Below are 21,950 nucleotides of genomic sequence, written 5' to 3'. Positions count from 1 at the left end.
ATCGTGTCTTCGAGCGCACCGGTAAGGTGATTGCAGGCCGCTATCACGTTCAGCTTCTCACGTCGCCACAGCAGGTGCGCAACGCGCTTCGCTATGTACTTCTGAATATTCGAAAGCACTTCAAACAGAGAACCGGTCTTGCGCCACCCGTGAAGATCGATGAAGCATCTTCGGGCAGCCAGTTCGACGGCTGGCGCGCAAGCTCAAAGAGCTTGCGCGTGAAGGCATCCACCCAGGAAGATGTAGGAGTCGCCAAGGCAGCAAGCTGGCTCCTCAGCAAAGGCTGGCGCAGACGCGGTCTAATCGACCTCTCCGCAATACCTGGCTGAAAACTCTCCCCCACCCAGCCCTCTCGCCGAAGCCCAGCCCGTCCGCTCAGCCAGACCGGCCCTTTTCTCTAACCGCCCAACGGGCAACCAAGCCAGGTAGAAGGATGACCCTCGCAATCACTGATCAGTAGCCATCCGAACCAGGGTGCGCAGCAGCGCGCTGCGCTTCGCCCCTCCGAGCAACAAGGTCATGTCCTCGTATAGGGCCGGGTCGTTGATTAGAAGACCGAGGGTTCCGTCTCCGCTTTCGATTTTTTCGAGGATTCGATTTAGATTTGCCATCGAGGCGACTGCGTCGCGGCTCATGCGGCCGCTTTCGGGGTCGTAGATCAGGTTGTGGAGCAGTCCGTCTCCACTCCTGATTTCTTGAAAGATGCTGGCCAGTATCGCGAAGGTTTCTTCGACACTGACTGCCTCCGAATCCGGATCTGGTCCATAGATCAAGCTGTTCAAGATTCCGTTGCCCGTCTGGACCTCTGCCAGAATTTCTTCGAGAGAGGCCAGCGAAGTCTCGAGGCTCGCCACCCCGCTCCCGGAGTTGTCGTCGTAGATGACGCTGTGCAACAGGCCGTTGCCGCTCTCGATCTCGAGAATGATGTTGCTCATCGCACTCACCGCTTTTGCGCCCTTGGCGACCACGCCCTCTTCGCTCACGTCGTTCACCACGCGATTCAGGCTGCGGGCGAGTTCTGAAACATTGCCCAGGGCCTCGTTCCCCTGGGCGAGGACGGCGTAGAGATTCGTGGGACTCAGTGCCGGGATCGTTTCGCCGTCGATCAACACGGAACCTTCGAGAGACCCGGGTCGAATTTCGATGTAGCTGTCCCCCAGCACGCCAATCGTTCCGATGGTCGCGACAGAATCCGAGCGCACCCGGATCTGAATCGAATCATTGATGCGCATGGTCACGAGGATCGGCTGATTGGAGCCGAATTCGGTGAATTCCACCGCTTCCACGCGACCCACTTCCTTGCCGGCCATCCACACCGGCGCTCCGGGCAAGAGCCCCTGCACGTTTTCGAACTTGCCATAGATCCGATACTGGCTGGCGAACAAACCGCTTTCGGAGGTGAGCGACAGGATCGCAATGGCAAGAGCAGCGAGACTCGCAATAAAGAACGTCCCCACAATCAAGCTGAGCTGGCGACTATCCGGCATGACTTTCTCCCTCGCGTGCTTCGGGATCGCTCTCCCGGCGACCGTCGGATTCCCCTAAAAACGCCAGCACCTCGGGTGCTGTAGAAGTGCGAAATTCTGCCACCGTTGCCTCCACCTGGAGTTGGCCCCGATCGAGCAAGACGATGCGGTCCGACACGGAGAAACACAACTCGATCTCGTGGGTCACCACGATCGACGTAACGTTCAATTCTGCCTGGAGACGAAGAATGAGCTGGCCAATGCGGCGGGAATTGGCGGGATCGAGACCCGTGGTCGGCTCATCGTAGAAAATCGCCTGAGGTTGGAGGGCGATCGCCCGAGCCACGGCCACACGCTTGCGCATCCCACCCGACAACTCGGATGGCATCATGGGACCCACGCCCTCGAGCCCGACCGACTCGAGACAAGACTCGACTTGCTCGGCCACCTCGTCCTCGCGCAGCCGCAGGTGTTCGCGCAAGGGATACGCGACATTTTCGTATACCGAAATGGAATCGAAGAGTGCAGAACCCTGGAAGACGTAGCCGATGCGCCGTCGCACCTCGAACCACTCGCGCTCACTGAACCTCGTGACGTCACGTCCCTCGACAAATACGCTGCCCGCGTCCGGCTGCAACAGGCCGATCATGTGCTTCAACATGACGGACTTCCCCGAACCCGATCCGCCGAGAATCGTCAGCACCTCGCCCCGGGCCACCGAGAGGTCAACACCTTCGAGCACCGGAACACCGTTGAACGACTTATGGACTCCCGCCAGCTCGATGAACCGATGAGAGTTCGAATCGACACGAAGCTGTTCTTGATCCTGTAACTGGGCTTCAGACATAGATGGTTCCATCATACCAACATCAATATTTTGGCTAGAAAGAAATTAGAGACCAATACTCCGATCGAAGCGACCACCACTGCGGTGGTGGTCGCACGGCCGACCCCGACCGTCCCGCCGGTCGTCTTGAGTCCCAGGTAACAACCGACCGTCGCAATCATCCAGCCAAACACGAAGGTCTTCGAAAGACTTTCCAACACGTCGTTGACCGTGACTACGTTGATCACGGTCTGGAGATAGAAGTTTGTAGTGATGCCGTATTGCTGTGCAATCAGCGCCCCGCCGGCAATGCCGAGGATGTAGGCGAGGCTCGTCAACATCGGAAGCCCAAATGTCAGCGCGAACACCCGGGGCAGCACGAGTTTCTGCACCGGGTCCGCGCCCATGGCGCGTATGGCATCGACCTGTTCGGTCACGGCCATCGAGCCCAGTTCGGCAGTGATACCCGCGCCCACGCGGCCCGACACCATCAGTGCGGTGAGGACCGGGCCGAGTTCGAGCACGAAGGCGAGCCCGACAAAGCTCCCGGTGTAGGGCTTGGCGCCGAAACGAGTCAGCGAAACCACGGTCTGCAGGGCGAGGACCATGCCGGTAAACAGCGCGGTCAGGGTCACGATCGCCGTTGAACGCACGACGAGCGCGTCGAACTGGACCATCGTCTCGTGAACCGGAAAATCCCCGCGAAAAGCTGCCCGAATCGTTTGAACGCCGAGCAGGAAGAACTCTCCCGCCAGGTCGACAGCGCCGAGTACGCGGTCCCCGAGCGATTCGACCTGTGTCCGCAGCTCGATCACGGGCTCGCCTCCGAGACGTCGTCGGTTGGCCCCGGCATCGATCCAGGATCGAAGCCCTGCCACCATTCATCGAATACCGCTTCGGCATCTGCCAGTGATCCCGGCACAGTGAGCACCCAATCCACCACACAGCCGCCTCGCACCAGCGTCACGGTCTTGGTTCGAACTGCGGAATCGTCCTCGGTTGACTCGACGATCTGGGAAAACGCCTGTCCCCCGGCAAACTCGAACGTTTCACTCGATACTGAGCTTCGGTTTTTCAAACCGACGAGCAACTGCCTCCCCAATACAGCGGGATCGGCGTTTGGCTCATCGCAGTGAGAGGTGATCGCCATGAAGGCGTCCCTCGGCCCGCCGAAAGCGAGATCGGCGTCCTTGACTTTCAGCTGGCGCCAAGCTGGCTTTGCGGTCGTTGTGAGGGACTGTGGGTAGGGAACTGAATAGCCCCGTTCGGCGTGCTCGAAGCGCGTCCAAGGGTCAACCGTACTGACACAACTGGTGATCCCCACGACCAGTACCGTATGCAGGGCAGCGGCGCGAAATATCGATCCAGACGAAACTTTGCGTGTATCGATTGTTCCGTGAGATTTTCGCAATCTGTTGGACATCGTGCGCCGAAGCTACCCCATTCCATTCGCGAAGCGGTCACGTCCTGACCGCACCCATCAATCTGCGGCAAGTCGTGGCACTACATCTCCGGATCGGCTGAGAAACACAAGTTCTTGATCGGGCGAATTCATTCACTCCGGGCGAGATTCAAGACGGGTGACAATGCCTACATTGGAACCGTGATTCGATCGCGTTCCAGCTGCGGACTTTGAATCCGGGTTGCACAAGGCTGAGCACTCGGGTATTTCGCCCCCATGCCCGAGAACGAAATCTCCGGAGCCACCGGTGCTCCCCTGGTCCTCGCAAGCGCTTCACCAAGGCGACGCGATCTACTGACACGCGAGGACGTCCGCTTCGAAGTGATCCCCGCGGACATTCCCGAGGAAATGCAATCAGACGAAGCACCAGCCGCCTTTGCCTTGCGCCTCGCGGGCGAGAAGGCGCTGGCCGTGGCCCGGCGCTTGGGCCCGCATCCACCTCGCTGGGTGCTGGGGGCGGACACCATTGTCGTGATCGACGATGACGTACTGGGCAAGCCCACAGATGCGGCCGACGCAGAGCAGTTGTTGGCGCGGCTCGTCGGGCGAACCCACAGCGTCATTACGGCGTTTACCCTGGTGCAAAGCGACGACTGCGTGTTGCACAGCGACTGGCTCGAGAGTCGCGTAACGATGCGAGCCGCGGATGCCGAGGAAATCCGCGACTATGTCGCGACCGGCGAGCCCATGGACAAAGCCGGGGCCTACGCCGTGCAAGGGATTGGTGGGACTCTGGTAGAAAAGGTCGCGGGGAGTATGGATAACGTCATCGGACTGCCCGTCGCGGAAGTGCTCGCAAAATGGGCCAGCCTCTGCGAAGAAAGGTAACGACCCTTGTCGCCAGATCCGGTCAACGACCCCGAGCTCGATGCTGCGATCGCCGATCGATTGTCGAAACTTCGCACGCGCATCGAAGCTGCGGCGTCCAGCAGCGGTCGCGATGGGGCCGACATCACACTACTCGGCGCCTCGAAGATTCAAGCTCCGAAAGTCATCGCAGTGGCGCTGCAAAACGGATTGCGTTGCCTGGGTGAGAACTACGTCCAGGAAGCGGCCGAAAAACAGCCCGCTCTCGCCGCCCTGCTGGGCGAGCCCACAGCGCCTGAAGACAAACCGCGCTGGCACATGATTGGCGCGTTGCAGCGCAACAAAGCCAAGCTCGCGGTTTCGCTGTTCGACGTCATCCAGACCCTCGATCGTGCTTCCATAGCGCTCGAAGTAGACAAGCGCGCTCGGGGGATCGACAAGTGCATCGACGCCTTCATCCAGGTCAACTTGAGCGAAGAAGCTCAAAAGGCCGGGATCAGCGAGCAGGCGCTGCCAGAGCTGTTGGCCCAATGCGCACCGCTGGCGAATCTGCGGATCGTCGGCTTGATGACGATTCCCGCACCGGTTTCCAATCCCGCCGAAAATCGGCCCGTCTTTGCAAGGCTGCGAACCCTGCGCGACTCACTCCACAGCCAATCCGGCGGCGAGTCCCTACGTGAGCTTTCAATGGGGATGTCCCGGGACTTCGAGATCGCGATCGAAGAAGGAGCTACCCTGGTGCGCATCGGCAGTGACCTGTTTGGTCCCCGACCCGAGAAGAACTGAGTTTGAACAAGCGCCCGAAATCGAAAAGATTCGTATCAAAAAGATCAGAGGAATCCACATGAGCGAAGGTGTCGACACTCTCTCGGGGCATCGGATCGGATTCATCGGCTGCGGTGCCATGGCCCAGGCACTGGCCGGCGGCCTGGTCGCAGCGGGTGTCCCCGCTGCTGATCTACGCGGCGCCGATCTGTCCCCCGAACAACGCAAGCAGTTCGAAGAACGCTTGGGGATCGACACCACCGCGAACAATGACGAACTGGTGGCTGGAAGCGACGTGATCGTCATCTGTGTCAAACCCAATGTCGTGACCGTCGTTCTTTCGGCGCTCGACGGCGTCGCGGAACTCGATCAAAAACTCTGGATCTCGATCGCCGCGGGCATCGGACTCCGGACCTACGATGAACACCTGCCCGACTCCACCCGAGTGATTCGCTGCATGCCCAATACCCCGGCACTGGTCGGCGAAGCTGCTTCCGCGCTATGTCCCAACGCCCACGCGAGTGATGACGATCTCGCGATCGCCGAAGCCCTCTTCTCCGCGGTGGGGACGACCTGGACGACCCGGGTCGAGGAGCAACTCGACGCCGTGACGGGTCTTTCGGGGAGCGGACCCGCTTACGTGTTTCTGATTCTCGAAGCCCTCGTCGACGCCGGAGTGAGGCAGGGCCTGCCCCGTGAAGCCGCAAGCCAGCTGGCGTTTCAGACCGTCCTCGGTGCCGCAAAGCTCGCCATCGAGTCCGGTGAGACTCCTGGAGCACTGAAGGATCGCGTCTCCTCACCCGGGGGAACCACCCTCGCCGGACTCGAGAAGCTCGAGGCGGCCGGGATTCGCGCCGCCATCGACGCTGCGGTCGCCGCCGCGACCGCACGCTCAAAAGAACTCGGATCCTGACCCTCGGGGCGCGACAATCGTAAAGCAGCGCACCCAAGTTGCCGATTGCCTGCCGGAGAGTGGAGTGTCATTTGGACCGCATCCGGGAGAGAAACCCGCCCGACACCGCGGCCACAAGCCAGGACGCTCCCGTCAGGAGGCTGTGAGCTCATGCGGATTACCCCATTGGAAGTCCAGAACCATCACTTTTCTCGCCGATTCTCGGGACTCGATCCGGAGGAGGTCGCGAGCTTCCTCAAGATGGTGGCAGACGACTACCAAGAGATGGTGCGGGAGAACCAACAGCTCAAGGACAGCGTGCGGCAACTTGAAAAGCGCAATGACGAACTGGCCGGCGGCGAAAAGATCTTGCGCGCGACCTTGGTCAGCGCCCAGTCGATGGCCGAGAAGCTGCGCGAAACGGCGGTGGCCGAATCCGAAGTCCTGCTGAACACGGCCGAGTTGCGAGCCGAAAAGATCCTCGACGCCTCGCATCGCCGCGCCGCCACTCTCTCCGAAGAGATCCGCGAATTGCGGGGCCTGCGCAAGCGCTTTGCCTCGTCACTTCGCTCCACCATCGACAGTCATCTGGGCATGATCGATCGACTCGAGCAAGAGGACGACGAGCCCGTTCCAGTACTGACCGGTCTCATACGGAAGCACCGCATCGCGGACGCCACAAGCGGTGCCCCGGCTCCGACCAAGAGCCTGTCCAAAATTGAAAGCAAGTCAGCTGGACCCACCCTAACCCAGCCCCTGCCACCGGGAGGACCTTGAGCGCCGAACAACCGAGCCTGAAACTGGACCGCACCCGGGACGGAGTCGCATTCTGGATTCACGTAACCCCGCGCTCGAAGCAACCCAAGGTCGGCGGTCAACATGCGGACGCCCTGCGGGTCGCCGTCGCTGCAGCTCCCGTACAGGGCCAGGCGAACGCGGCCTGCTGCGAGGCGCTCGCAAACGCGCTCGGATGCCGGCGCCGCGATGTCGAAATTGACCCAGGGGCGAAGAATCGACGTAAGCGTGTAACCGTATTGGGCACTCCGGGCGAACTCGAAGCCAGGCTGCGCACGCTGGCGAAGGCGCCCGGGGTGGGATAAAACACCGTCTGCCGGGTCGGCCGGGCAGACGATCGCACCGCCGAAAACCGGCCGATTCTGCACCCCCTACCGCCCCCAAGCAAGACTGAGCAAGCGACCGCTGTCGCGGCGCCGTCGCAGGGACGGTTCGAGCTGCAGGCGATTGTCGGGAGGTCGAGTTCAAAGTGCCAATATACGAGTATCAGTGTAAAAAGTGTGATCATGAATTCGAACGTGAGCAGCGCATCACGGCCGATCCGATCAAGACCTGTCCGAAGTGCAAGGCGCGGCGGGTCAAGAAGCTGATTTCTCAGACGTCGTTCGTGCTGAAGGGCGGCGGCTGGTACAACGACCTCTACTCCAGTCCCAAGAAGGACAGCAAATCGGGGGCCTCCGAAGACGCGAATGCTACGTCATCGGACAGCGCCTCAGACAAATCGAAGAGCAAGGACAAGAAGGGCGACAAGGGGAAGAAGACGGACAGCAAGAAGCCGTCAAAGTCCGCTGCGTGAGCCTTCGCACCCTCCCCTCGTATCTCTTCATCAACCCCTGTCATCTCCCGATCAAGCCCTGATATACTGGGCGCCAAATTTTTGCCCAGGCCGCGATCGAGAATCGGAGCTTGGCACGCTGTCGAACCCCAGGCCTAAGGAAGTTCTCCATGACGAGTGACGAAACAAAATCCAGCAACGGCGAGATCGAAACCGTCGTCGTAAACGGACTCGAACTAGCAAATGAGTTGCGCGAATCCATGGCGAAGGAAGTCGCCGAACTCATCGCCGCAGGGGGTCGTGCTCCGTGCCTCGTCGTGGTGCTGGTCGGCGACGACCCGGCGAGCCGCTCCTACATCAAGGGAAAACAGCGCGCCTGCGCACGCATCGGTATGGATTCTCGGGAGGTGATCCTCCCCGAAGCTGCTTCGCAAGACGAGTTGCTCACGCTGATCAAAGATCTGAACGCGGACGAGGGTGTCGACGGAATCCTCGTACAACTTCCGCTGCCGAAGGCGATCGATCCCAACGTCGTCGCCGAAGCCATTGACCCCGCCAAGGACGTAGACGCGCTGCACCCCACCACTGCGGGCTTGCTCCTCAGTGGCCGCGCCAAACTCATGTCGTGTACCCCACTCGGAGTCATGGCCATTCTCGACCACTGTGGAGTCGAAATCGAGGGCGCGCGAGCGGTCGTCATTGGGCGCAGCAATATCGTGGGCAAGCCGGTTTCGATCATGCTGCAGCAACGAAACGCAACCGTGACCCTGTGCCATTCCCGCACGCGAGATCTCGCGAAGGTATGTCGCGAAGCGGACATCCTGGTGGCCGCGACCGGGCGAGCCCGCATGGTGAAAGCCGACTGGATCAAGCCCGGCGCCGCAGTGATGGACGTCGGCGTCTCAGAGATTGATGGCAAATTGATCGGCGACGTGGATTTCGACGCCGCCATCGGCACTGCGGGTTTCATTACGCCGTCGCGCCGGGGCATTGGGCCGATGACCATCACCATGCTGCTCCGCAATACCCTCGTGGCCTACCGAGCGCGAAGCGGAGACTAGTCCGGTGTCCGGTCTCCGACAGACGCCACTTTACGCGACCCATCGACGTCTCGGAGCTCGACTCGTCGAGTTCGGCGGCTTCGATATGCCCGTCCAATACGCGTCGATCCTGAAAGAGCATGCGGCGGTGCGCGAAACGGTCGGGCTCTTCGACGTCTCCCACATGGGACAGATCGAAATTTCGGGGCCGGGTGCTCTCGAGGCGACCGAGAACCTGATCAGCTGCCGCGTAGAGTCTCTCGAGATCGGGCGGGTCCGCTACGGAATGCTGTGCAATCAAGAGGGTGGAGTCGTCGACGACGTCACGCTGTATCGCCGCGCAGAGGATGTCTTCATGCTCTGCGTCAATGCGTCGAACATTGAAAAAGATCACGCCTGGATCCGAGAACATGTTCCAACGGCGACCCGGGTCGACAACCAGAGCGAACAGACCGGGTTGATGGCGCTCCAGGGTCCCAACGCCGCCGCTGTACTCGAATCCGTCATGGGCTCCGGGCCCGAGCGACTCGAGCGTTTTCAATTTGGCGAATACGAGTGGTGCGACCGGCAGGTCTTGATCTCGAGCACCGGCTACACCGGCGCACCCGGGTTCGAGATCTACCTCGCTGGAGATGACACCCCTGGGTTCTTCGACGCCTTGCTCGAGGCTGGAAAGCCACACGGGCTGCTGCCAGCGGGGCTCGGCGCACGGGACACCCTGCGCCTCGAAGCCGCCCTCCCCCTCTACGGCCACGAACTCGACGATACGACCTCCCCCCTCGAGGCGGGGCTGGGAAGCTTCGTAAAACGCAAACGCGGAGGGTTCATCGGCGCCGAGGCGATCGAAGCGCGCGCCGCTGAGGCACCGACGCGAAGATTGGTCGGTTTCGAGATGGTCGGCCGGGGAATTGCGCGCAGTGGATACGCGATCTTGAAACAGGGTGACGTAATCGGAGAAGTTACTTCCGGCGCGCCTTCGCCCAGTCTCGGAAAATCGATCGGGCTCGGCTACGTTTCTCCCATCGCAGGGGACCCTGAAAGCGAGATCGAAATTGAGATTCGCGGAAAACCTGTAGCGGCACGAGTGGTCCGGACCCCGTTCGTGACGAAAGTCGATCAAAAAGCTTCGAACGAAACCGCACGACCCTGAACTGAGAAGATCGACCGAACCCGACGCAAGGAGAGACCGTTGTCCGAGTACTCGATTCCAGACGATTCGCTCTATACCAAGCACGACGAGTGGCTCCGGGTGGATGGCAACATCACCTTTGTGGGCATTACCGACTACGCGCAGCAACAACTCGGCGATATCGTGTTTGTGGAACTTCCGGCTGTGGGAACCACCATCCAAATGGACGAAACCTACGGCGTCATCGAATCGGTCAAGGCAGTATCGGATTTGTACGCGCCGGTAACCGGTGAGGTCATCGCAATCAACAGCGAACTCGCCGACAATCCCGAGCGGATCAACGAGGATTGCTACGGCGATGGTTGGCTGATCCAGATCGACCCCAGCCAAGACGATGAGCGCGATGAATTGCTCGACCACAACGACTACGCGAAGCATCTCGAAGAGCGCGACGCCTGAGCGCGTGAGACACGTGAGACGATTCCTCGTCCCGCTCTACCTCGCGGCGACGCTGGGGGCGGTTGCCTGCATCCAGAACGACGGCACGCGTTGGTCGCCACTCAAGACCTTTGTGTTGATGAGCCTCGACGACGAGCGTCAAGTCGGCATGGATTTCGACAGGCAGATCGAGCAGAAATATCGCTTGATCACCGATGCGGTCGTCACCGGCTTTCTCCACGATCTCGGCCAACAGATCGTCGCCCGGGTCGAACCACAGCCCTTTATCTACCGCTTCAAGATCGTCCAGGCGAAGAGCCTCAACGCCTTCGCCGTGCCCGGAGGCTATATCTACTTTCACTCGGGCACTTTGCTCGCAGCGATGTCGGTTGACGAACTCGCGTCGGTGATGGCACACGAAGTCGTACACGTAAACAAACGCCACTACGCCCATCGCGTGCACGACCGACAACTCCCCAGCCTCCTCACCCAGGCCGCGCTGATCGGCTTGACGGTGGTCAGTCAAAATTCTGCTCCGCTGATCACGGGACTCGCCATCAACCAGGCGGTCGACCTTCACTACTCGCGCACTGACGAGGTCGAATCGGATCGCCTCGGTGCGATTTACGCCTCGCGAGCGGGTTTCGATTCAAGCCAGGGAGCACACTTTTTTCAGCGCATACTCGATCTGCAAGCGCGCTACCCCAACAACATTCCACCCTATTTATTCAGCCACCCCGAAGTCGCAGAACGAATCCGCGGAGTCGAAGAGCAAGCAAAGACCCTCGCCCCGGTGCGCGAGCCCGCCCCCGGGACCCGCGAGCGCTTTCGCGCAATGCAGGCGCGACTCGCCCAGTTGATCGACTTGAACCGCCCCGAACTTCTCGGGACTGGGGTCGACACAGATGCGAAGGCGGACGACAGTGAACTCGAGCGCATCGACCAATTGATCGCAGAGGAACATCTCGATGCAGCGCTTGCCGATCTCGCGGGTCTTTCGATCGCCACCCCGCTGGACCCCAGGATCCCCTTTCGCATCGGCGATGTGCTCTATCAAAGCGGGCGACTCGACGGCGCTATTGCGGCTTATCGAGAGACCCTGGAACTCGATCCCTCACGCGCGCTCGTGTTCTACAAACTGGGCATCGCCTACCGCGACCGAGGCGATCGCCACCGGGCTGTCTTTGCCCTCGAACAGGCGGCGCAACGGGGGAATCCGACCGGCCCTCTGTCGACCCGCGCGCGCTGGGAAGTCGTCAAGCTGACGTTCGGCGTGATCGTCGAAGCCGGTTTCGGTGATGGGACAAAGGGGACCTCTGCGGACACCCCGGCCGGAGCAGCGGTCGAGCAGTATCGTCTGGGCGATGAGCAGCTCGTGTGGTGGGGCCGGGTTTCCGGTCCATTGCTTTCGAAGAGAAATGACATCCGAGTGCGCTGGCGCGATCCCTCGGGTTCGATCCTGCGCGAGTCCGCCGCTGAAAGCGCCGGACGCCTCCACTTGATCTCTCGCATGGCATTGCCCGCAGACGCCGAGGGGGAATGGCTGCTCGAGGTCGTTCTCGACGAGAGCATCGTCCACCGCTCGCGGGTGCGAGTGGGTCTCTAGCTCGTCTCTAGCTCGTCAGCTCATCTCTAGCTCGTCTCTAGCTCTTGGGCGGCGTCTTCACTCCCAGGCGTTCGCGCGCCACTTCTGCCCAGGCACCGGTGGGATCGAGCTGCAGATAGCGCCGCCAATGGTCCTGACTGCCGTTCTGCATGGTGTTGCTGGACGCAGTGCTATTCGGCGCAATGCCATCCGGCGTAGCGCTGCTCGCCGAAGAAAGTCGCTCATAGAGCAGCGCCATGTTGACGTGGAGTTCGGCGTAGAACGGGTCCGTGCGCAACGCCGCGCGGTAGTGGCTCAGGGCCATTTCATCGCATTGAATCTCTTCCAGCAGGTTCGCCAGATTAAAATGCGCCTCGACATGGTTGCGATCAATTTCCAGGCAACGCTCGAAGCAGCGGCGCGCCGGCTTCGCCTTGCCCGCGTTGTACAGCACCGCACCCAAATTACAGTGCGCGTCCGCGAAACTGGGATCGAGTTCAATGCATTGCTCGTAGGCCCTGATCGCCTCGTGGTAGGTCGCCGAATCCGAATCGAACCCGCAACCGCGCTCAAAGAGTGCCATGAGCTCTGCGTAGGCTTCGTCGGGGGTCTTCGCCGGTCGCTCGTCTATCGAGGAGGGTTTGCCCAGCGCGGCACTTGCACCGCTGAAGTCGAGCACCAATTGTCCCTCGGGCTCGACCAATACTCCTTCGTGTTGCACGACGATTCGCTCGCTGCCGTCACTCCAAAGCCGCAGCGCCGCCAGCGGATCCTCGAGATCGGGCAAGTTCTCCTGCAGCACCGCAACGGCGCGACGGATGCGACGCACAGAGATCCCTCGATCGACCAGGCTCAACATCGCCCGGACACAAACGAGATCTCTAAAATCAAAATCGGGTCGGATCGACGGATCGCGAGCCACGTCGATCGAATCGGAAGCTTGGGCGCCATCGGACTCGACCAGTTCATCAGTTTGCGCGAGCGCCGTGCGCTTCCAATACCGAAGCCGGGCTGCTGGAACTTTCAGAATACTGGCTGCGTCTCGAAGACTGTACGTGTTCACGTCACGATTAAATTACATCGGAACGCGCAACTCAAGCGAGAAATCTGCACTCGAATCATGTTTTGACTCGAACTCGGTTCGACGTGTTCTATTCACGAGAGCCATTCCCATAACCTGTATCCGGGTCGAGTTGGCACCACTTTGCAGGGACTTGCCCTATTCTCGAACGCCGTGCTATTAACGCGGCTGCTATTGGGGTGCCGTTCCATCAATGGAAGCGTTTCTGCGGCTGGTGCCCGGCCCGGACTTCAAATCCGGTGGGGGGTGTGGCGACACGTCCCCGGCGGGTTCGATTCCCGTCCGCTTCCGCCAATTTGTCAAATTGTGTGCCGATAAGCCATTTGGAAACGAGTGGTTACGTTTTTTTCAGAATCGCGTTCTACCAAAAGTTACGTCTCTGGGACGTCTCTGGGAGAAAATGCTCTATTCCGTCTTGAATGCAGATAGCACAATCCAGAGGGCCGATAATGCCGTCGGGAAGCAGCCCTAATTCAATCAAATTCTCAGCATCTAAACGCAGCAGCGCCACCAGCAGCATCAGCCACGGTGGCGCCAGTGCAGCCCAGCCCTACCAGCAACCGCACCCCATCTAGTTGCCGCAGGCCTGGCCGCTGGGATTGGGCTGCGGTTGGCTGGTGCCGGTGCTGGGGTTGGCTGGTGCTGTTGCTGCCTCTGCTAAGAAGCTGACCGCCGTCTAGCAGCCAGGCCCACTACAGCAAAGCCGGTGCTGAAGAGAATGGCTGCTGTTGGTTCTGGGATGGCGGGACCGGTCAGGTTGAATGCCAAGTTGAAAACGCCTGTTCCCCAGTCATCGCCGTCAATCATACGAAACAAATTGTTCCCGGAGTCGAAGGATTCAATGCCCCAAGCCCAAGTCTCGGGGCTCCCGACCGTATTATTCACGATCGAAAGCCAGTAGGTGGTGTCGGCTTGCAGCGTGATTGGCGAAATATCCACCGAGTACTCCAAGACGTTACTGAAGCTGACTACGTCTACCACTCCAACGTTCAGGTCGAGGACCGTCGGATCGACTTCCGCTGTGCCGCCCGCGTCATTGAAGATCCGAATGGTGAAGTCGTCGAACAAAATGCTGTCAAGGTCGGCTCCGCTAAGAAAGCCAAGCCAGTGAATGCCGGTGATCGTGGTCATCCCAGAAGTCAGCATGAAGTCATCGGCGGCCTGGTTGACGATATTGACGTCATTAGGGTCAAAATCCGAATTCAAACCGCCGATTAGTTCACTAGGGTATAGGTTGTCGTAAATGATCGGACCTGCATTGGACTGGCCCGCTCCACCCAAGAGCAGCAGTAGCACTGTCGGGACTAAAAACGCGTGAAAGCATCGCATCTTGTGGATTCTCCTCTGGTAGCGACCTACACCTGCAATTGTCGGAGCGTTTTCGTATCAAGTCAAGCAATAAACCCAAGGCATGCACAATAATGTGTTCAAATTGGCCAGCCCCAGCCCTACAGCAGCAACTTATCCAGCTACAGCAGTTTGGGCACGTGTTCGCCTAGCTGCAGCTGCCGGCTCCTGGCTGCTGTTCTGGCTGCGGTTGGTTGGTGGTGTGGCCCGGCCCTGCTAAGACGCAGCCCGCCGCCTGGCAGCAAGACCTACTACAGCAAAGCCGGTGCTGATAAAGATGGGCTGCTGTAGTGGTGGGTTCAGTTGGGGGTTCCTGTGGTAGCGGGAGCCGGGCTTTACGTGGCGCACTTCTCTAGCAGATAGCGAGCGATGCAAGTGCACATATGGATCCGGAACAAAGCCTCACTATCCGAACTCAGGCCTTGATGCGGCCCGTTATCCTGAATTCCGGCCCAAAAGGCACGAAATTGGTTGAATTCTGCCTCGTCGAGAACGCCAGAATTTTTCATCGATTGCAGTGCCGCATTTGGATTATTCGACCGGGACCCGGCGACGAATTCCTCAATCGAAGGAATTAGATTTTCGACAAAGCTGCGCAGTTGTGCGTTGCTTGATTCCCAGTTTGAGTTAGTGAAGTTCTCGACCGCCTGTTCGTAATGAGTAGCAGCTGTTACAAAACCCTTATCTGCGAGTTGGGACTCGAGTAGTGAAATTTGTTTTGCCAGAGCCGCTGGCTCGGGAGTAGTAGGGATCAGTCGATTATTTTCAAATTGGTATCCATCAATTTCTAAGAGATTTCTTAACTCCGTGTGGCGTTGCACGGCTCTTTTCAAAGTGGTTTCCGCAATCTCTAAGATTTCTTTATGACCCGAACTTTTACCCAAGTTCTCAAGGTATTCAGAAAATCGAATAGATTTTTTAATCCTTGATTCACCCGGATTGGGGTCTTTAAACGAGTATTCGAAGAAGAGAGCATCAAGCTCCCCGTGGTCGTAAGCGGCAGTGATCGCGCGACCAAATGCAGCATATGTTTTTCGACTGATTGACATACTCAGAATATACAATTAGACCTAGTCAGCCGCCCTATGCCTCGCTGTGAACCGGAGCGGAAACAACGCCACCGGACTCGGCCAGGGTGGCACGTATGCAGCCCTGCCCTACTGCTGCCGCTGGCGATGGGCTGCTGTAGTGGTGGGTTCGCTAGTGCGGGGTTGGAGCCGCCCGTAACCACGTCGCCCGCTCGGGTCGTAGGCGGTTACCAAGCCCAAACCTTCGGTGGACGCTCCAAGCTCCACGAGATTCTGCCCCTTCCCGTTCTTGGTGGTGACCGTGCCGTCGCCGCTCGTGGTCACTCCAAGCATTACAAGATCCTGTCCCTTCCGGTTCATGGTGGTGACCGTGCCCTCGCCGTTCGTGCTCACTCCAAGCTCCACGAGAGTTTGTCCCTTCCCGTTCATAGTGGTGACCATGCCAATGCCTTTCGTGGTTACTGAAAGCCTAACGATCTCCTGTCCCGTCCCGTTCATAGTGGTGACTATGCCAATGCCTTCCGTGGTCACTCCAAGCTCCACGAGCTTCTGCCCCGTCCCGTTGTAGGTTCTGATGGTTCCGGCAAATCCGATACCGTCGCCCAAGGAATCTTCCAACTTAACCAGGACCGTCCCGTCCTTGCCAATCACATGAAACGCCCGCGCCTTCACAACATCCGGGATAGCTGCATGCATGCCTGCACCCATGCCTGCACCCATGCTTGCATGCATGACAGCAACAGCCACCACTGCCACCACTGCCAGCAGCAAAGCAGCACCTGCCGCCTTCAAGAATCTATTCTGCCGCTCCAGTCGGTCCAGTCGCTGCTCAATGGTCATGTGCTGTCTCCCTGGTGTTTGATTGCTCGATAGTCGCCGCTAGGTTGAGTTGTCTGGTGGCTCGTCCTGCTTCTCTTTCGCTGCCCATAGGTTAATGAGTCACTTGTCGCTGATACGCTTTTTTTGTTTAGCCTGCTTCCGGTCACGCGAAGCCAACAGCGCAGTGACGAAACCGAGAAAGCCGATGAAGGACAGGCCGGCAAGACTTTCATCCAATACGAACATGCCTACCCCGCACAGGGTAATGGCGATGCCGTATAAACCGGTGCGAGTAATGATTGGACCTTTGTCGCCCCGGAAGCCTCGAACAATCCAATCGCCGCTGTAGAAGGCGCCCCAGATGGCCGCGCTCAAGAGGGCATACCGCGTGGCGATCTGCGTAACCCTGGCCTCATTGCCCCGTCCGTAGATGGGTTCGCCAGTGAGCTTGTCGAGCGCATCACTCCAGTCCAGTTCGATCGCCGCGAGAACCGTAAACGCGACCCAAACCGCCATCGCGAGCCGCCAGAATCCGGTGCGCCAGTCCATTGCACCCTCCCCCTCGCCTGATTGCCGCTGCTGGAGTCTATGACAGCTCCTGCGGCTCGTCCGGCTGCGGGTGGCTGGTGCTGGCCCTGCCTCTTGCTACTGCGAAGCCCGCCGCCTGGTGGCAGCAGCTACGGCAAAACCAGTACTGAAGAGCAGGGCTGCGGTGGGCTCGAGGACTGGGTTGATGTACAAGGGGGCAGCGGTCAGAAGATATCGATGATCTGCCTCAACGGCGGCGACACGAAGCAAGTTCCGATTACGGCACCGGAAAGCGAGAAGCGAGACTGTTCAAGCTCGAGTCTCCCTGGTGCGATCTCAATTCCAACCAAGGGGTCCCGAGAAGTAATCCCGTTCGAGGTTACTCCCGTTAACGTGATCTGGACTGCCTGCCCGGATACTGATCCCTGACCAGTGACGCTGTACGTCACCCCGTTGTCGCAAGAGAAGTCTTGCCTACGAGACGAGATGGACTCGCCGACCTGATCGACGATCATTGCGTCGGAGGTTGAACAGACTGGACCCGCCGCAGTGATATCGCTCAACGTCAATCCGTTAAAAGACGTGAGATCCCCATTGCACCCGTTCACTGTTGCAACGTCGGGATTCAGAACAGTTGCGATCCACTCGCCGGAAACATCGATCGACGCACTCGATCCGCTCTCTCCTGAACTACCGCAGGCCGAGAGAACGACGAGCATTACCGCCGCAATCACCGGCAGCCATAATCGAATCGAGCACGCACGAGTCATAGTCCTCATCTTCTTCACCCCCTCAGAGATTCAAGTCTATCACTGCGATGCGGCTAGATGGGAAGAATCTCCTCAACCGCCCTGTAGGGCCCCCAGCGGAGCGGATGCGACACATTTGAACGTAAGCCATGCACAAGGCTGCGCTTTAGATGGCAGGCGCATACGACAGTTTTGGTCGTGTTCGGTGGTGTGACGCTGTTGTCGGCGGGCAGCTCGCGGCACAGGAGGATCTTGGCGGTGTCAAAGTGATTCAGACTGGATACTTAGATTCAAGGCAGTGGTTTTGGCCGGAGCGTATTTGAGCGCGTTGCCACGCTGAAGTGAGCGAACGGCGGTGCCCTTGAGCCCCCGGCCCGGTGTAGACCGCAATGTTTGACACGTTTTTGTTCAATTTCGGGCCTGAGAGCCACCCTGGATGCACGAGCAGTTCTTGCCGGTTTTGGTTGGCGCGCACTTCGTGCTGGTGGTACAAAGAAAAGACCCCTCCTCTGCCAACTCCCCCGCAGAGACACAAGACTGTGACCTCACGTCGTCTGATCGTGGACGATTGAACTGCAGGTCCAATATGAAGGCACTACCCACGACCGAAGTCTGAGAGTTTCTTGGTGCATTGACCTAAGGAACCCGCGACCTCGCTCCCGACGATATTTCTCCGGGCATCCAACTGGGACGAAAGATCCAAATCTGCGATGAGGCCGTTCGCATCTAGGCCGCATCGCAGATTTGGGCTCTCCGCGGGCAAGTCACGTTGCTCCAGAGAACAAAACAAGAGGACCTACGGCTCGCCGTAATTAGCGGCAGGCTGCGGCTCTCGACTCGCCACCGAGGTGGCACATCAGGAGAACGATCAGCAATATGAACGAACAAGAACAACTAGACCGATTCGCGAAACAGCAATCCGACCTTTGGCGTGAATTTCGTGACTATCAACAGCAGGCCAATTCCATATCAATCGATCAGGAAGAACTTCAGGCACAAGCACGGGAACGCGGCATTCCGCCCGGGCGTGAATGGGAGCTGATGAGGGAGGCCGCGCTCGAACTTCGCAGCCACGTCATGAGCAACTCCGCGAACGGTACTGCGACCGAGCCTCCACAGAAGCCCTCATGGTGGAAAGTCATTTCACCGGAGGATGACCAGCGGAGGACGATGGACGCATTCGACCCAATCAGGCCAATGGCTCAAGAGTACAAATAAACTCGGCCCCAGGTTCTCTCGATCACCTCTAGCTCCGATCCAGAGCGGCTTGAGATTCTTCGCAAGAAAGATGCGATGTTGATGGCGTGCCTCGACGGGGCTGCTGGCGATCTGCAGATCATGCTGACATTGCTCGCTCGACCCGCACTCATAATCGACGGCGCAGAACCCCCTGAGACTCGCTTCCCGAAACTTGTAAGGGACGTACTCGGCACTCCACGCCTTAAGAAGCGCAGCGAAGACGTTCATGAGCAGGAGCGTTCTGCGGAGGTCTACTACGCCGGATCGCAGTTTACCGAGGGCCAATTTTCGAAATTCGAGACTCCAGAACTACTAGATCCGGAATTCAAGTTGAGCCGCAAGTACATCCGGCAAGGGATACTCGGGAAAAACGCGGACAGAGCGATCACTGATCGGCTGAAGACTGAAAGTAACAGGATTGGTCTCACGCCAAAGAATCCGGTCGATGAGGAAGAAGCGAAGCTGCTTGACCATATCCGCAGGTATCCCAAAGAAATTGAGCCGGAAAGCTCCGACGATTTGAGCGATTCAGCAGACGATGAATTCGTAGAACTCGCCATACCGCTCGTGAGTCACGGAAAAATGGGCATGCCGCTGGTTGCTCAGATCGCGCACGATGTTCAAATCGAGTTGGCCTGTGGGTGGCTCGTAGAGTTTGAGTCCTCCCTACCCAACAGACTCAGACCACTCCATCAGCTTCACTTCGGTGATACAGGCATTGGTCTTACCGAAGCGCGAAAGCAACTCGGATTGAAGCAGTCTGACGAGAACAACTACCGAAATCGGCTGAAGCATTTCTGCGAGAAGAAGGCCAAGGACGAGCAAGCCCTCTGATTGGCGAGCCCTTGGAAGCGAATAGCAACGCCTCACGGTGATCGCACAAGTTCCGACCGAACAGCTGTAGAACCACCGAAGAACGGTGAGTCGGCCTCGCAGGGGTCGGGGTGTCTCGCTCATCAACCGCAAATACCGCCGAGACCGATGATCCTGGTCCCTGGCGACGCCTCGTGCCTCTAATACCCCCGCCCATAACTATTTGGCCGGATTCCAAGTGGTTCTCTAGGCCGTCTGTGGGCGACCTCTACGCCTCCTCCAATAAAACTTCGAAAATACTTCGATCTGGCGTGTGATTTTCAGTCTGACCCACCCCTTTACCTAGTAGGGGCGCATTTCGCGCTCCACTAGCAAACCAGCAATTGGTGCTCGTCATCAACTGCAAGGAGAGAACCATGACTACCGAAGTCGCCCTGATCGAATCTGACCAGAACCAAGGAGTGCGGCTGCTTGGCCGTACTTCAGCGCCCGAAGTGATCGGACTTGTGCGCGATCACCTGATCAACAGGCTGGACTCTGAAAGCGCAGAGAAACCGGCTACGCCCGGGGTCATCTCGGATCGCGAAGAACCCAGAGCTGACCAGGAGTGACGGCCCGCCGAACGTCGCTTGCCGGGACCTACGTCCAGAGAGTCTGGCCTGAATTCAGGCCCGGTCACTAGAAATGGAAAACCCGCCGCAATGTAGCGCGACGGGCAATAGAACAGATTCCCGATCAAAGGAACCAACGTGAGTATACCAACAAAGAACGAACTCCGCACAGATGTCGGCAACGCCAAACGATTCGCGGAGCGATACAAGAACAGGCTCAGGTACATCCCACAGTCGAAGTGCTGGTTGGAATGGGACGGGCGCCGATGGGAGCAGGACACCCGGAACCACGTCGTTGAACTTGCCAAGTTCACAACACGCGAATACTACCGCGACGCCTGCAAGCTTAATGAGGGAGACGAGCGAAAGGCGGCTGTCAAACATGGCCTCCAGTCTGAGAAGCAGGCCCAGCTCTTCGCCACCATCAAGCTTGCCCAATCCGATCCGCGTCTTGCCATCGACGCATCTGAACTCGACTCGGACCCCTGGCTCCTGAACTGCCAGAACGGAACGGTTGATCTTAGGGCCGGGGAGTTGCGGCCACCCAGACGTAACGACCTCATCACGAAGATCACCCCGGTTTGCTTCGACCCAACGTCGCGCAGCCAGAAATGGGAAGACTTCCTTGAAACCGCGACCGGCGGCGACCAAGAGCTTCGCGTCTACCTCCAAATGATTGCTGGTTACTCACTTACCGGGGACACCAGCGAAGAGATTCTGCTGCTCCTCTTCGGGCCAGCAGCTTCCGGAAAGACAACCTTCCTGGAGGCCATCAAAGCAGCCATGGGCGACTACGCCGCTACCGCGGGATTTCAGACCTTCCTAAAACAGGCCCAACCGGGAGCTGCCAGAGGTGATCTGGCGAGACTCGTGGGTGTTCGCCTCGTCACTGGCTCCGAAGCTCCGGCTGGACACCAGTTCGACGACACCACCCTCAAGCAACTCACCGGCGGCGACACGATCACTGTTCGCAAGCTCTACGGGGACCCGTTTGAGTTCAAGCCGCAGTTCAAGATCGTCCTAGCGGGCAATGATCGCCCCGTGGTGCGCGACGGAGAGCAGGCTCTCTGGAGACGGCTCAAGGCGATTCCATTTCCGAATGCCATCCCAGCGAACGAACGGAACCCCGGCCTCAAGGCCTACCTCACTGATCCTCTTGGCGGCAGCCCCGCAGTTCTCGCCTGGATGGTCGAAGGAGCCCTGGCATGGCAGAAACTCGGCCTGCAAGAACCTGAGTCCGTGAAGCAAGCCACCGCGGAATACCGCTCCGAGATGGAAATCTTCGGCCAGTTCGTCGAGGACAGGTTGATCGAGGAACCGGAGCAGTGGGCGGAGACATCGGCAATCTTTTCGGCCTACCAACTTCACAACTTGCTGAACGAAAATAAGTACCCCTACGGCCAGAGAAGAGTCACCTCGATCCTTCGCAGTCGCGGACACAAACCCATGAGACGCGACGGTAAGCGCGGCTGGCAGGGGGTCGGCCTTAAGCCAGTCAGACCCGTGGACACTTCAGCCACTACAGACACCAATTTCAAGAAGTCTAAATAAATGAAGTCTATAGGGAGAGTTTATGAGATCGGTGTCAATACCGGCCCAAGTGTCCACGACCACACCCGCCCCCCAGGCTCCCTCGTCCTCAAGACCTGCTCTCGTCGGGTCCATCTGAGGGCGGGGGAGATCCTGGCGGAACCGAATTGGAGAATCAATAAGATGAGTACGGATGTTCAGACCCCTACGACTCCCGTAGGCCGC

General features: G+C 58.9%; 24 protein-coding genes and 1 tRNA gene. 16 read left to right on the top strand and 9 right to left on the bottom strand.

Annotated elements, in window-relative coordinates; translation table 11 throughout:
* Window positions 1–329, top strand: a 329-nt coding sequence (locus tag IH881_16435) for a hypothetical protein (GenBank protein ID MCH7869282.1), incomplete at its 5' end; no start/stop codon positions are given.
* A 117-nt stretch (window positions 330–446) separates the two neighbouring features.
* Here the strand turns inward: IH881_16435 and IH881_16430 are convergent.
* The 4 genes from IH881_16430 to IH881_16415 are packed head-to-tail and all read right to left on the bottom strand — an operon-like array spanning window position 447 to window position 3,715.
* Window positions 447–1,487 (bottom strand): MCE family protein, encoded by a 1,041-nt coding sequence (locus IH881_16430; protein ID MCH7869281.1) that lies wholly within the window; start codon window positions 1,485–1,487, stop codon window positions 447–449.
* A complete protein-coding gene (locus IH881_16425; protein MCH7869280.1) occupies window positions 1,477–2,313 on the bottom strand; it encodes an ABC transporter ATP-binding protein in 837 nt (278 codons plus the stop codon). The genes IH881_16430 and IH881_16425 overlap by 11 nt, the downstream gene beginning before the upstream one ends.
* An 11-nt stretch (window positions 2,314–2,324) precedes the next feature.
* Window positions 2,325–3,107 carry an ABC transporter permease gene (locus IH881_16420; protein MCH7869279.1) on the bottom strand — a complete coding sequence of 261 codons (783 nt, stop codon included), beginning with the start codon at window positions 3,105–3,107 and terminating at the stop codon, window positions 2,325–2,327.
* Window positions 3,104–3,715: a hypothetical protein gene (locus tag IH881_16415; GenBank protein ID MCH7869278.1), complete on the bottom strand. Its 612-nt coding sequence runs from the start codon at window positions 3,713–3,715 to the stop codon at window positions 3,104–3,106. Before IH881_16415 ends, IH881_16420 begins: the two co-directional genes overlap by 4 nt.
* A 255-nt stretch (window positions 3,716–3,970) precedes the next feature.
* On the opposite strand from IH881_16415, the gene maf reads away from it, so the two are divergent.
* From maf to IH881_16365, 10 genes are all read left to right on the top strand, one after another.
* Window positions 3,971–4,582 (top strand): septum formation inhibitor Maf, encoded by a 612-nt coding sequence (gene maf, locus IH881_16410; protein MCH7869277.1) that lies wholly within the window; start codon window positions 3,971–3,973, stop codon window positions 4,580–4,582.
* Window positions 4,583–4,588: 6 nt separating this feature from the next.
* Window positions 4,589–5,347 (top strand): YggS family pyridoxal phosphate-dependent enzyme, encoded by a 759-nt coding sequence (locus tag IH881_16405; protein ID MCH7869276.1) that lies wholly within the window; start codon window positions 4,589–4,591, stop codon window positions 5,345–5,347.
* Between the two features lie 58 nt (window positions 5,348–5,405).
* Complete coding sequence (locus IH881_16400) at window positions 5,406–6,239, top strand: pyrroline-5-carboxylate reductase (protein MCH7869275.1); 834 nt, start codon at window positions 5,406–5,408, stop codon at window positions 6,237–6,239.
* A gap of 150 nt (window positions 6,240–6,389) precedes the next feature.
* Window positions 6,390–6,995, top strand: a complete 606-nt coding sequence (locus IH881_16395) for a DivIVA domain-containing protein (protein MCH7869274.1) — start codon at window positions 6,390–6,392, stop codon at window positions 6,993–6,995.
* Window positions 6,992–7,318, top strand: coding sequence for a DUF167 domain-containing protein (locus IH881_16390; GenBank protein ID MCH7869273.1), 327 nt, complete (start codon window positions 6,992–6,994; stop codon window positions 7,316–7,318). The genes IH881_16395 and IH881_16390 overlap by 4 nt, the downstream gene beginning before the upstream one ends.
* Before the next feature lie 164 nt (window positions 7,319–7,482).
* Window positions 7,483–7,809, top strand: coding sequence for a zinc ribbon domain-containing protein (locus tag IH881_16385; GenBank protein MCH7869272.1), 327 nt, complete (start codon window positions 7,483–7,485; stop codon window positions 7,807–7,809).
* A 185-nt stretch (window positions 7,810–7,994) separates the two neighbouring features.
* Complete coding sequence (folD, locus tag IH881_16380) at window positions 7,995–8,849, top strand: bifunctional methylenetetrahydrofolate dehydrogenase/methenyltetrahydrofolate cyclohydrolase FolD (protein ID MCH7869271.1); 855 nt, start codon at window positions 7,995–7,997, stop codon at window positions 8,847–8,849.
* Between the two features lie 4 nt (window positions 8,850–8,853).
* Window positions 8,854–9,978, top strand: coding sequence for a glycine cleavage system aminomethyltransferase GcvT (gene gcvT, locus IH881_16375; protein MCH7869270.1), 1,125 nt, complete (start codon window positions 8,854–8,856; stop codon window positions 9,976–9,978).
* 39 nt (window positions 9,979–10,017) lie between these two features.
* Window positions 10,018–10,416, top strand: coding sequence for a glycine cleavage system protein GcvH (gene gcvH / locus IH881_16370; GenBank protein ID MCH7869269.1), 399 nt, complete (start codon window positions 10,018–10,020; stop codon window positions 10,414–10,416).
* A gap of 13 nt (window positions 10,417–10,429) precedes the next feature.
* Window positions 10,430–12,001: a M48 family metalloprotease gene (locus tag IH881_16365; protein MCH7869268.1), complete on the top strand. Its 1,572-nt coding sequence runs from the start codon at window positions 10,430–10,432 to the stop codon at window positions 11,999–12,001.
* A 37-nt stretch (window positions 12,002–12,038) separates the two neighbouring features.
* On the opposite strand, the gene IH881_16360 is transcribed toward IH881_16365, so the two are convergent.
* Window positions 12,039–13,043: a tetratricopeptide repeat protein gene (locus IH881_16360; GenBank protein ID MCH7869267.1), complete on the bottom strand. Its 1,005-nt coding sequence runs from the start codon at window positions 13,041–13,043 to the stop codon at window positions 12,039–12,041.
* 213 nt (window positions 13,044–13,256) lie between these two features.
* Between IH881_16360 and IH881_16355 the strand changes: the two genes are divergently transcribed.
* A tRNA-Sec gene (locus IH881_16355) sits at window positions 13,257–13,355 on the top strand.
* Window positions 13,356–13,718: 363 nt separating this feature from the next.
* Here IH881_16355 and IH881_16350 read toward each other — a convergent pair.
* The 4 genes from IH881_16350 to IH881_16335 form a co-directional block, all read right to left on the bottom strand.
* Window positions 13,719–14,357 (bottom strand): PEP-CTERM sorting domain-containing protein, encoded by a 639-nt coding sequence (locus tag IH881_16350; protein ID MCH7869266.1) that lies wholly within the window; start codon window positions 14,355–14,357, stop codon window positions 13,719–13,721.
* A 386-nt stretch (window positions 14,358–14,743) separates the two neighbouring features.
* Window positions 14,744–15,457: a hypothetical protein gene (locus tag IH881_16345; GenBank protein MCH7869265.1), complete on the bottom strand. Its 714-nt coding sequence runs from the start codon at window positions 15,455–15,457 to the stop codon at window positions 14,744–14,746.
* Between the two features lie 108 nt (window positions 15,458–15,565).
* On the bottom strand, window positions 15,566–16,276 hold the full coding sequence (locus IH881_16340) for a hypothetical protein (protein ID MCH7869264.1): 711 nt from the start codon (window positions 16,274–16,276) through the stop codon (window positions 15,566–15,568).
* Window positions 16,277–16,375: 99 nt separating this feature from the next.
* Window positions 16,376–16,804: a hypothetical protein gene (locus IH881_16335; GenBank protein ID MCH7869263.1), complete on the bottom strand. Its 429-nt coding sequence runs from the start codon at window positions 16,802–16,804 to the stop codon at window positions 16,376–16,378.
* Window positions 16,805–18,408: 1,604 nt separating this feature from the next.
* Between IH881_16335 and IH881_16330 the strand changes: the two genes are divergently transcribed.
* The 4 genes from IH881_16330 (at window position 18,409) to IH881_16315 (ending at window position 21,746) form a co-directional block, all read left to right on the top strand.
* Entirely contained in the window at window positions 18,409–18,750 is a 342-nt protein-coding gene (locus tag IH881_16330) for a hypothetical protein (GenBank protein ID MCH7869262.1), read from the top strand.
* Window positions 18,751–18,825: 75 nt separating this feature from the next.
* Window positions 18,826–19,605, top strand: coding sequence for a hypothetical protein (locus tag IH881_16325; GenBank protein ID MCH7869261.1), 780 nt, complete (start codon window positions 18,826–18,828; stop codon window positions 19,603–19,605).
* Window positions 19,606–20,000: 395 nt separating this feature from the next.
* A complete protein-coding gene (locus IH881_16320; protein MCH7869260.1) occupies window positions 20,001–20,195 on the top strand; it encodes a hypothetical protein in 195 nt (64 codons plus the stop codon).
* A 138-nt stretch (window positions 20,196–20,333) separates the two neighbouring features.
* Complete coding sequence (locus IH881_16315; GenBank protein MCH7869259.1) at window positions 20,334–21,746, top strand: hypothetical protein; 1,413 nt, start codon at window positions 20,334–20,336, stop codon at window positions 21,744–21,746.
* Window positions 21,747–21,950 lie beyond the last annotated feature (204 nt).

This window comes from Myxococcales bacterium, from assembly GCA_022563535.1.
Taxonomy (GTDB): Bacteria; Myxococcota_A; UBA9160; order UBA9160; family UBA4427; genus DUBZ01.
The sequence above is the reverse complement of the archived record's forward strand: the minus strand, read 5'-3'. Positions and strand labels throughout refer to the sequence as shown.

What these genes read in the sequence shown, in the direction of transcription:
- IH881_16330 (MCH7869262.1), top strand. Translation starts at nt 18,409, where the DNA reads ATGAACGAACAAGAACAACTAGACCGATTCGCGAAACAGCAATCCGAC.
- IH881_16415 (MCH7869278.1), bottom strand. Translation starts at nt 3,715, where the DNA reads ATGTCCAACAGATTGCGAAAATCTCACGGAACAATCGATACACGCAAA.
- maf (MCH7869277.1), top strand. Translation starts at nt 3,971, where the DNA reads ATGCCCGAGAACGAAATCTCCGGAGCCACCGGTGCTCCCCTGGTCCTC.
- IH881_16325 (MCH7869261.1), top strand. Translation starts at nt 18,826, where the DNA reads ATGTTGATGGCGTGCCTCGACGGGGCTGCTGGCGATCTGCAGATCATG.
- IH881_16335 (MCH7869263.1), bottom strand. Translation starts at nt 16,804, where the DNA reads ATGGACTGGCGCACCGGATTCTGGCGGCTCGCGATGGCGGTTTGGGTC.
- IH881_16395 (MCH7869274.1), top strand. Translation starts at nt 6,390, where the DNA reads ATGCGGATTACCCCATTGGAAGTCCAGAACCATCACTTTTCTCGCCGA.
- IH881_16400 (MCH7869275.1), top strand. Translation starts at nt 5,406, where the DNA reads ATGAGCGAAGGTGTCGACACTCTCTCGGGGCATCGGATCGGATTCATC.
- IH881_16340 (MCH7869264.1), bottom strand. Translation starts at nt 16,276, where the DNA reads ATGACCATTGAGCAGCGACTGGACCGACTGGAGCGGCAGAATAGATTC.
- IH881_16430 (MCH7869281.1), bottom strand. Translation starts at nt 1,487, where the DNA reads ATGCCGGATAGTCGCCAGCTCAGCTTGATTGTGGGGACGTTCTTTATT.
- IH881_16345 (MCH7869265.1), bottom strand. Translation starts at nt 15,457, where the DNA reads ATGTCAATCAGTCGAAAAACATATGCTGCATTTGGTCGCGCGATCACT.
- IH881_16320 (MCH7869260.1), top strand. Translation starts at nt 20,001, where the DNA reads ATGACTACCGAAGTCGCCCTGATCGAATCTGACCAGAACCAAGGAGTG.
- IH881_16425 (MCH7869280.1), bottom strand. Translation starts at nt 2,313, where the DNA reads ATGTCTGAAGCCCAGTTACAGGATCAAGAACAGCTTCGTGTCGATTCG.